10 protein-coding genes are annotated in these 10,021 nt (G+C 65.7%); 8 read left to right on the forward strand and 2 right to left on the reverse strand.

The window, feature by feature from the left end; translation table 11 throughout:
• Window positions 1–4 precede the first annotated feature (4 nt).
• The gene (locus ACLBYA_RS12105; RefSeq protein WP_447709640.1) at window positions 5–1,213 is read right to left on the reverse strand and encodes an acyl-CoA dehydrogenase family protein; all 1,209 of its coding nucleotides are present in this window, start codon (window positions 1,211–1,213) and stop codon (window positions 5–7) included.
• Between the two features lie 82 nt (window positions 1,214–1,295).
• On the opposite strand from ACLBYA_RS12105, the gene fabG reads away from it, so the two are divergent.
• The 4 genes from fabG to ACLBYA_RS12125 are packed head-to-tail and all read left to right on the forward strand — an operon-like array spanning window position 1,296 to window position 5,110.
• Window positions 1,296–2,036: a 3-oxoacyl-ACP reductase FabG gene (gene fabG / locus ACLBYA_RS12110; RefSeq protein WP_447709641.1), complete on the forward strand. Its 741-nt coding sequence runs from the start codon at window positions 1,296–1,298 to the stop codon at window positions 2,034–2,036.
• Window positions 2,036–3,250 (forward strand): acetyl-CoA C-acetyltransferase, encoded by a 1,215-nt coding sequence (locus ACLBYA_RS12115; protein ID WP_447709642.1) that lies wholly within the window; start codon window positions 2,036–2,038, stop codon window positions 3,248–3,250. Before fabG ends, ACLBYA_RS12115 begins: the two co-directional genes overlap by 1 nt.
• The gene (locus ACLBYA_RS12120; protein WP_447709643.1) at window positions 3,247–4,437 is read left to right on the forward strand and encodes an acyl-CoA dehydrogenase family protein; all 1,191 of its coding nucleotides are present in this window, start codon (window positions 3,247–3,249) and stop codon (window positions 4,435–4,437) included. Before ACLBYA_RS12115 ends, ACLBYA_RS12120 begins: the two co-directional genes overlap by 4 nt.
• Window positions 4,421–5,110 carry a GntR family transcriptional regulator gene (locus ACLBYA_RS12125; protein ID WP_447709644.1) on the forward strand — a complete coding sequence of 230 codons (690 nt, stop codon included), beginning with the start codon at window positions 4,421–4,423 and terminating at the stop codon, window positions 5,108–5,110. The genes ACLBYA_RS12120 and ACLBYA_RS12125 overlap by 17 nt, the downstream gene beginning before the upstream one ends.
• On the opposite strand, the gene ACLBYA_RS12130 is transcribed toward ACLBYA_RS12125, so the two are convergent.
• On the reverse strand, window positions 5,111–6,409 hold the full coding sequence (locus ACLBYA_RS12130; RefSeq protein WP_447709645.1) for a ClC family H(+)/Cl(-) exchange transporter: 1,299 nt from the start codon (window positions 6,407–6,409) through the stop codon (window positions 5,111–5,113).
• A gap of 155 nt (window positions 6,410–6,564) precedes the next feature.
• Between ACLBYA_RS12130 and ACLBYA_RS12135 the strand changes: the two genes are divergently transcribed.
• From ACLBYA_RS12135 to ACLBYA_RS12150, 4 genes are all read left to right on the forward strand, one after another.
• A complete protein-coding gene (locus ACLBYA_RS12135) occupies window positions 6,565–7,893 on the forward strand; it encodes a flavin-containing monooxygenase (protein ID WP_447709646.1) in 1,329 nt (442 codons plus the stop codon).
• Entirely contained in the window at window positions 7,890–8,483 is a 594-nt protein-coding gene (locus ACLBYA_RS12140) for a TetR/AcrR family transcriptional regulator (RefSeq protein ID WP_447709647.1), read from the forward strand. Before ACLBYA_RS12135 ends, ACLBYA_RS12140 begins: the two co-directional genes overlap by 4 nt.
• The gene (locus tag ACLBYA_RS12145; protein WP_447709648.1) at window positions 8,480–9,367 is read left to right on the forward strand and encodes an alpha/beta hydrolase; all 888 of its coding nucleotides are present in this window, start codon (window positions 8,480–8,482) and stop codon (window positions 9,365–9,367) included. Before ACLBYA_RS12140 ends, ACLBYA_RS12145 begins: the two co-directional genes overlap by 4 nt.
• Window positions 9,368–9,475: 108 nt before the next feature.
• Window positions 9,476–10,021 (forward strand): DUF222 domain-containing protein (locus tag ACLBYA_RS12150; RefSeq protein ID WP_447709649.1); only part of this gene is annotated, 546 nt, incomplete at its 3' end.

Below are 10,021 nucleotides of genomic sequence, written 5' to 3' on the forward strand. Positions count from 1 at the left end.
CTGTCTAGTTCGCCGCCCGCCGCTGGGCGGCCTTCACCAGCCCGCCGCCGATGATCAGGCGCTGGATTTCGCTGGTGCCCTCGTAGAGGCGCAGCAAACGCACCTCACGGTAGATGCGCTCCACCGCGACCTCGCGCATGTACCCGCTGCCGCCGTGGATCTGCACCGCGAGATCGGCTACCTGCCCGGCCATCTCGGTGCAGAAAAGCTTGGCGGCCGACGGCGCGAGCCGGCGATCGGTGTCGTCGACCCACTGTCGGGCGGCATCGCGCACCATGGCGCGCCCGGCCAACACACCGGTCTGCTGATCGGCGAGCATCGCCTGGACGAGCTGGAATTCGCCGATCGGAGTGCCGCCCTGGGTGGCCGTGGCGGCGTAGGCCACCGATTCGTCGAGCGCGCGCTGCGCGCTGCCCACGGCCAGTGCGGCGATGTGCACCCGGCCGCGGGCCAGTGATGTCATGGCGGCGCGGTAGCCGATGTCTTCGCTGCCGCCGACCAGGGCGTCATCGCCGACGCGGACATCGTCGAAGCTGACATCGGCCGTCCAGGCGCCCTCCTGACCCATCTTCGCGTCCTTGGCGCCGATCGCCACGCCGGGTGTGTCGGCCGGGACCAGGAACACGGCGATCCCGGCGCCGTCGGCATCGGCCGGGCGAGTGCGGGCGAACACCACGAACAGGTCCGCGGTCGGTGCGTTGGTGATGAAGCGTTTCTGGCCGTTGATCACCCACTGGTCAGCTGGTTCGATTCCCCGGTCGCTGCGCTCCTGCCCTCCGACGCGGACGGCCTTGGTGCGCAGACCGGCCGGGTTGGACCCCGCGCCAGGCTCGGTGAGGGCGAAGGACGCGACCACCTCGCCGGAGGCGATACCGGCCAGCCAGCGTTGCTTCTGCTCGTCGGTGCCGAATCCGACGAGCACCTGGCCGGCGATGCCGTTGTTGGTGCCGAACATCGACCGCAACGCCAGGCTGGTGTAACCGAACTCCATCGCCAGTTCGACATCCTGCACCAGGTTCAGTCCCAGTCCGCCCCATTCCTGGGGGATGGCGTAACCGAACAGGCCCATGTCCTTGGTCTGTTCGCGGATATCGTCGGGCACCCGGTCGGCGGCCATGATCTCCAGCTCGCGCGGAACCACCTGGGTACGGATGAACTGCCGGGTGGCGGCGAGGATATCGGCGAAATCGGCATCGGACACTGTCTCGGCCATGGGTTCTCCTGAGCGATGTGGTTTGATACCAGAAGTATCATATTTGATGTATGGAACTGCTCCCGCTGCAGGAAGAGAACTCATGACTCTGCTCGACGGACGCACCGCGGTGATCACCGGAGGTGCGCAGGGGATCGGATTCGCGATCGCGCAACGATTCGTGGCCGAGGGCGCTCGGGTGGTGCTCGGCGATCTGAACCCCGAGGCCAGCGAAGCTGCCGTCGCCGCACTCGGCGGTGCCGCTGTCGCCAAGGCGGTCACCTGCAATGTGGTCGACGCCGGACAGGTGCAGGCCTTGGTCGAGGCGGCGGTGGATACCTTCGGCAGCCTCGACGTCATGGTCAACAATGCCGGTATCACGCGGGACGCCACCATGCGCAAGATGACCGAGGAGCAGTTCGACCAGGTCGTCTCGGTCCATCTCAAGGGCTCCTGGAACGGCACCCGGTTGGCGGCCAACATCATGCGCGAAGCCACAAGCGGCGCTATCGTGAACATCTCGTCGATCTCCGGCAAGGTGGGTCTGGTCGGCCAGACGAACTACTCGGCCGCCAAGGCCGGCATCGTCGGTCTGACCAAGGCCGCGGCCAAGGAGGTCGCGCATCTGGGTGTGCGGGTCAACGCCATCCAGCCCGGGCTGATCCGGTCGGCGATGACCGAGGCCATGCCGCAACGTATCTGGGATCAGAAGCTGGCCGAGATCCCGATGGGCCGCGCCGCCGAGCCCAGCGAGGTGGCGTCCGTCGCGCTGTTCCTGGCCTCGGATCTGTCGTCGTATATGACCGGCACCGTGCTGGAAGTGACCGGCGGACGGCATATCTGATGCGCACGGCGGTGATATGCGAACCGGTCCGCACTCCGATCGGCCGATACGGCGGGATGCTTGCGTCCCTGACCGCCGTCGACCTCGGCGTCGCGGCGCTCCGGGGCCTGCTCGACCGCACCGGTCTGGGTGCCGACGATGTCGACGATGTGGTGCTCGGGCACTGCTATCCCTCACCTGAGGCGCCGGCCATCGGCCGGGTGGTGGCATTGGACGCGGGCCTGCCGATCACGGTGCCGGGGATGCAGATCGACCGTCGTTGCGGGTCCGGCCTGCAGGCTGTCATCCAGGCGGCGCTCCAAGTGGCCGGCGGTGACAGCGATCTCGTCATCGCCGGCGGCGCGGAATCGATGAGCAATGTCGCCTTCCACTCCACCGATATGCGCTGGGGAGGGTCGCGTGGCGGTGTCACCGTGCACGACGGGCTGGCCCGCGGCCGGGTCACCGCCGGCGGCAAGAACCACCCGGTTCCCGGTGGCATGTTGGAGACCGCGGAGAATCTTCGTCGCCAGTACGGTATCTCGCGCATCGAACAGGACGAGCTCGCGGCGCGCTCGCACCGCAATGCGGTGGCTGCGCAGAACAGCGGGGTGCTGGCCGAGGAGATCATCCCGGTCACGGTGAGCTCGCGCAAAGGTTCTGAGCTGATCGACACCGACGAACATCCGCGTGCCGACACCTCGGTGGAGGCGTTGAGCAAGCTGCGTCCGGTGCTCGGCAAGAATGACCCGGATGCCACCGTCACCGCCGGTAACTCCAGTGGGCAGAACGATGCCGCGTCCATGTGCGTTGTGACGACACCGGAGCGGGCCGCCGAGCTGGGATTGACACCGCTTGTCCGGCTGGTGTCCTGGGGGGTGGCCGGGGTGGCGCCCGACATCATGGGCATCGGGCCGGTGCCGGCCACCGAACGCGCGCTGGCCAAGGCCGGACTGACGCTCTCCGATATCGACCTGATCGAACTCAACGAGGCCTTCGCGGCCCAAGCGCTGGCCTGCACCCGCGAATGGAAGTTCACCGAGGCCGATTTCGAGCGCACCAATGTGCGTGGTTCCGGCATCTCGCTGGGCCACCCGGTAGGTGCCACCGGTGGGCGGATGCTGGCGACGCTGGCCCGCGAACTCGTGCTGCGTGACGCCCGGTACGGACTGGAGACCATGTGCATCGGTGGCGGCCAGGGGTTGGCCGCCGTATTCGAACGGATTGCTAAATGACCAAACTTGCCCAGACTGCGGGACTGACCGACGTGCAGGCCGAAATCGTGTCCACGGTACGACAATTCGTGGACAAAGAGATCATCCCGAACGCTCAGGAGTTGGAGCACGCCGACACCTATCCGCAGCACATCGTCGATCAGATGCGCGAGATGGGGCTATTCGGGCTGATGATCCCCGAGGAGTACGGCGGGCTGGGGGAGTCGCTGCTGACCTACGCGCTGTGCGTGGAGGAACTGGCCCGCGGCTGGATGAGCGTCTCCGGTGTCGTCAACACCCATTTCATCGTGGCCTACATGATCCGTCAGCACGGTACCGATGAGCAGAAGCAGCGTTACCTGCCAAGGATGGCGACCGGTGAGATTCGCGGTGCCTTCTCGATGTCGGAGCCCGAACTGGGCTCCGATGTGGCCGCGATCCGCACCAAGGCGGTCCGGGACGGTGACGATTATGTGATCACCGGTCAGAAGATGTGGCTGACCAACGGCGGCAGCTCCACACTGGTGGCCGCACTGGTGAAAACCGATGAGGGAGCGGACAAACCACACCGCAACCTGACCGCGTTCCTGATCGAGAAGCCGGCCGGATTCGGTGAGGTACTGCCCGGCCTGACCATCCCGGGCAAGCTCGACAAGCTGGGTTACAAGGGTATCGACACCACCGAGCTCATCTTCGACGGCTTCCGGGCTTCGGCGGGCGACGTGCTGGGGGACACCCCGGGCAAGGGCTTCTTCCAGATGATGGACGGGGTCGAGGTCGGCCGGGTGAATGTATCGGCACGTGCCTGCGGTGTCGCGCTGCGCGCCTTCGAACTGGCGATCCGTTATGCCCAACAACGGGAGACGTTCGGCAAGACCATCGCCGGACATCAGGCGATCGCGTTCCAGCTCGCGGAGATGGCGACCAAGGTCGAAGCCGCCCATCTGATGATGGTGAACGCGGCGCGGCTCAAGGATTCCGGGGATCGCAATGATGTGGCGTCCGGGATGGCCAAGTACCTCGCCAGCGAGTACTGCGCCGAGGTGACCCAGCAGAGCTTCCGGATCCACGGTGGCTACGGCTATTCCAAGGAGTACGAGATCGAGCGCCTGATGCGCGATGCCCCGTTCCTGCTGATCGGTGAGGGCACCAGCGAGATCCAGAAGACGATCATCAGTAAGAATCTTCTCGATGAGTACCGGATCTGATCCTGAGCTCGCGTCCCGGCCACAGCTGTCCGACGATGTGGCCCGGGTGGTGCGGCGCCGGATCTTCGACGGCACCTACCGGGCAGGCGAGTATCTGCGCCTGGACCAGCTGGCCGTCGACCTCGGTATCAGCGTCACCCCGGTGCGCGAGGCGCTGCTGAACCTGCGCGCCGAGGGACTGCTGGTGCAACACCCGCGCCGGGGTTTCATGGTGCTGGAATTCACCGCGCGCGACCTCGCCGACGTCGCCAACGTGCAGGCCTACGTCGGGGGCGAACTGGCGGCACGGGCAGCCGAGAACATCAGCGCCGAACAGCTTTCGGAACTGCGGGCCATCCAGGAGCGGCTGGAGCGAGCGTATGCCGACACCGATCCGGATCGGACCGTGCGGCTCAATCACGAGTACCACCGGTTGATCAATGTCGCCGCCGCCTCACCGAAGCTGACCCAGTTCATGTCGGGTATCACGCGGTATCAACCCGAGTCGGTGTTCCCGACGCTGGATGGCTGGCCCGCCCAGTCGATCACCGATCATCGTCGGGTGATCGATGCATTGGAGCGCCGCGACGCGGACGCGGCCCGCTCGGCGATGGCCGAACACTTCACCATCGGTGTAGCCCCACTGTGCGAACATCTGGCTCGGTTGGGTGTCATCGCCGCCGACACCGACTAGTCACTCTGGCGGCATCCGTTGCCGGAGACTGTCGTAGATCGGCGGCGATCGCAGGCTTTCGGCGACCAGGACCGCAGCAGCGGTGGCGGCCAACGTCGGTATCGCCACCGCCGTCGTCCCGGTCATCTCGATGACGACGACGATGGCGGTCAGCGGTGCGCGGACGGTGGCGCCGAAGAATGCCGTCATCCCGACAATCGCCATCGGGACCGCCAGCGCGGTGTGCTCACCCGGCCACACCGTGTCGAAGCAGCTGAGAAACAGCACGCCCCACAACGTGCCGATGGCCAGCAGGGGTGCGAACAAGCCGCCCGGTACGGCCGCGGCGTAGGACAGCGGACCGGCCACGAACCGCACGATCAGAAATCCGGCCACCGCCCACAGCACCACGGAGTCCGCCCCCAGGATCATCTGGTTGAGCGTGTCACCGCCGCCCGTCGCGAGCGGTTCGATGAACGTCACCAACCCGACGACCGTCCCGATCAATGCCGCCTTCGCCACCGGCGGCACCCGGGAGACTCTGGCGGCACCGTCTAGGAAGCCCAGCACCAACCGGTTGTACAGAACGCCGGCGAGGCCTGTCAGCAGACCGAACACTACAAAAAGCGGCAGCCACGAAAGGGACGGCGCTGCAATGCTTGCCACATCGAAGTCGGGCTCGTCGCCGGTGATGAGTCGAGAGCATCCGACGGCGCTGGCCGTGGCGAAGAGGGTGGCGAGCACGGTACGCAATCGAAACGACCTCGTCACCTCCTCCAGGGTGAACAGCACACCGGCGATGGGTGCGTTGAACGCAACCGCGAGGCCTGCTCCGCCGAGAGCTGCCTGGAGCATCCGTACATCGGGTTCGGCGAGATGACTGCGTCGTGCGGCCTCGGCGCCCAGCGCTGCACCCATGTGCACCGTGGGCCCTTCGCGACCCAGTACGAGTCCGGACCCGATGGCGAGTAATCCGCCGACGAACTTGGCGGGCAGCAAGGCCGGTAACGGTGGGGCGGCCTCGCCGCGGTGGACCGCCTCGACATGCTGGATGCCGCTACCGGCGGCCAGCGGAATACTCCGCACGATCAATGCGGCGAGGGTGGCGCCGGCTGCAGTGGCGCACATCAAGATCAGCCAACTCGGCCCTGGCAGGTGGTGCGCCCAGTCGACAAGATCACCGCGCAGGGTGTCGGCACGCTCGAGGCACCAACGGAAGGCGCCGCCGACGAAGCCGATCGCCACGCCCGCGATGACGGCTATTGCGCAGATCAGGGCGAGACCCGGCGAGGAATCCGGTGCGGACTGCGGTGTCGTCATGACCCTGCGACGGTACTCATCGGCTCTCCCTCGACGGATGTCCGACCTTACCGCTGGGAGCAACCGAGTTACTGTGTTGACGCTCGTCAGTAGTTATTGACGCGCGTCAGAGGGCTCGGTAGTGTTCCGCGTCACAAGGACGCAGAGGAGCGATCGTGGTGGCAGCACAACCGCGGACAGCGGTGATCGGTGCGGGTATCAGCGGATTGACCGCCGGCAAGATGCTCAAGGATTATCGCGTCCCGTACACCACGTTCGAGATCTCCGATCGCATCGGTGGCAACTGGGCCTTCGGCAACCCGAACGGCATGAGCAGCGCCTACCGTTCGCTGCACATCGACACCTCCAAACACCGGCTGTCGTTCAAAGACTTTCCGATGCCCGAGCACTATCCATCCTTTCCGCACCACTCCGATATCAAGGAGTATCTGGACGCGTACGCCGACGCCTTCGGGCTGTTACAGAACATCGAGTTCAACAACGCGGTGGTATCGGCCCGGCGCCGCGAGGGCGGTGGCTGGCTCATCGAGGATCAAGGCGGAAGTGTCCGCGAGTTCGACCTGTTGGTGGTCGGCAACGGCCACCACTGGGATGCGCGATGGGCGTCTTTTCCGGGGACGTTCGACGGCGAGTCGATCCATTCGCATCATTATGTCGATCCGCAGAATCCGTTGGCACTGACCGGTAAACGTATCCTGGTGGTCGGGATCGGCAACAGCGCAGCCGATATCACCGTCGAGCTGTCGTCGAAAACCCTGCAGAACAAGGTGACGTTGTCCACCCGCTCCAGCGCCTGGATCGTGCCGAAATACCTTGCCGGCCAGCCCGGTGACAAGATCTTCAAGACAACCCCGTACCTGCCGCTGTCCTGGCAGCGTAAGGCCGCGCAGGCGTTTGCGCCGCTGGTCGGGGCCGACCCGACCAAATACGGCCTGCCGCCGGCCAATCACAAACTGTTCGAGGCCCATCCGACGCAGTCGGTCGAGCTGCCGCTGCGGCTGGGCTCCGGTGATGTCATCCCCAAACCCAACGTCCGGCTGCTCGACGGCGACACCGTCCATTTCGAGGACGGCACCGCCGATCAGTTCGACGTCATCGTTTATGCCACCGGCTACAACATCACGTTCCCGTTTTTCGATCCCGAACTGATCAGCGCCCCGGACAATCAGATCCGGTTGTACAAGCGGATGTTCAAACCGGGGTTCGACGATCTGGTGTTCATCGGATTTGCACAGGCCATCCCGACGTTGTTCCCGTTCGTCGAATGTCAGTCGCGGCTGCTGGCCGCCTACGCCGCCGGCCGGTATGCGCTGCCGTCGGTCGCCGAGATGGAGCGTGTCATCGATGCCGACCAGCAACTGCACGCCGGCCACTGCACCGACCGCCCGCGGCACACGCAGCAGGTCGACTACTTCTACTACGAACACGACATCCGTACCAAGGAGATTCCGGCAGGCGTGCGGCGTGCGGAGGCGGTCGCATGAGGTCACCCACCGACCGACGACCCGCGCTGCGTAGCGACGAGCGCCGCGAGGCGATCCTGGATGCACTCGACCGGTGGCTCAAGGAATCCAGCCTGGATGCGATCAACGTCGCGGAGATCACCTCGCAGGCGGGGGTGACGCGGTCGGCCTTCTACTTCTATTTCGAGAACAAGGCGGCTGCCGTGGCGGCGCTGATGGAACGGATGGTCAACGAAACCTTCGCGGTCAACCAGGAATTCACCAGTGGGGAAGGTGCACCGCGGGAACGGGTGTACGCCATGCTGACCGGTCTTCTCGACACCTGCGACCGGTATCGGCACGTCTTCAGTGCCATGTTGGAGGCACGCGGGTCCAGCATGACAGTGCGACAGATCTGGGATGATGCGCGCGATGCTTTTGTGCCATCGGTGGCCGAGTTGATCCGGGCCGAGCGCGATACGCCGGAGCCCGAGGTTCTCGCCGCGGTGCTGCTGGAATTCAACGACCGACTGCTGGAGCGGTTCATCCTCGGTGGACGGCTGACCCGCGCCCAGCTACTGGATGGCGCGGCTGCGGTCTGGTTGAGCACGATCTACGGAGAGCGGTCATGAGCTATCAAGAAGTCTCGTTCACCTCGGCGGGAACCCGCTGCAGCGGCTGGCATTTCCGGGCCGCCGGTGACGGGTTGCGGCCCGCCGTGGTGATGGCGCACGGCTTCGGCGGCACCAAGGATTCGGGTCTGGAGCCGTTCGCCTCGCAGTTCGCCGAGGCCGGGATCGATGTGCTGGCATTCGACTACCGGGGATTCGGTGCGTCGGACGGCGTTCCGCGCCAGACGATTTCACTGGTTCAACAGCTGGCTGACTTCCGTATTGCCGTGGCGTTCGCCTCCGGGCTACCGGGTGTGGATCCGGCGCGTATCGCCCTGTGGGGCGCCTCCATGTCGGGCGGCCACGTGATCCAGGTGGCCGCCGAGCTTCCCGAGGTGGCCGCCGTTATCGCCTTGACGCCCTTGACATCCGGTCTGGCGGCCGGTCGTGCGGCGATCAGTGAACGAGATGTGTTCACCGCGTTGCGCTGGACCGCGACGGGGATGCGGAGTCGGTTCGCGGTGGCACGGGGCGGAACGGCGACGATGATGCCGATCGTCGGGCGGCCGGGGGAGTCGGGGGCGTTGACCCTGTCGGGGGCCTACGAAAGCTATCTCGCGATGGCGGGTCCGACCTGGCGCAACGAGATCGACTCCTCGGTCGGTATGGAACTCGGCAGGTTGAACGTCAAGGCAGCGGCCCGTCGGCTGCGATGCCCGGTACTGGTGCAGATCGGCGATTTCGACCGGTTCGTGCCGGCCGGCGCGGTGGCCAAGACCGCGGAGGCGGCGCGGGCCCAGGTGCACCGCTACGCGTGTGATCACTTCGATGTGTGGCCGGGGAATGAGTGGTTCGACAAGACGGTGACCGATCAGCTGGCATTCCTACGCAGGGTGCTGCTGTAATTCCCGCCTAGAAAGCGACTTTCGAGCGACGTGAGTTTCTTTGGCCCCGTTGGTCTCTGGTGTCACAAGTCGACCTGTTTTGTCGGTGGTCGCGCATATGTTGAGGTCATGAAGTCGGATGCGGTGGCGAGTCGGGAAGCGGTGCAGCATGCGCTGGCCGACCGCGCTGCATCGGTGAAGGCGTTGTTGGATGCCGATTTCACGTGTTTCGATACCGCGGAGTTGTTGGCGATCCAGTCCGATCGCGAAGAACGTGCCCGCGCCGATGCCGCGGTTGATCACCGGATCCTGGCGACGTTGATGGATCGGGCCACCGCCCATGAGATCGGTGGCAAAACCTGGGCCGATGTGCTCTCGACGCGGATGCGGCTGTCCGAGGCGGAGGCGGGGCGGCGGATCAAGGCCGCCAAGGAGTTGGGGCCGCGCCACGCCCTGGACGGTCAGGTGTTGGCGCCGTGGTTGCCGGGGTGTGCGGCGGCGTTGGCCGATGCCACGATCACTGACGGGCACATCACCGTCATCCGTGACGCGCTGCGCCAAGCCGGCAAGTACACCAGTCCGGCCAAGTGTGCGGAGCTCGAAAAGATCCTGGTCTCGGTTGCGGTGGTGAGTGTTCCGGAGACGGTGCAGACCGCGGCGACGTTTGCGTTGATG

This window comes from Mycobacterium sp. C31M, from assembly GCF_053345865.1.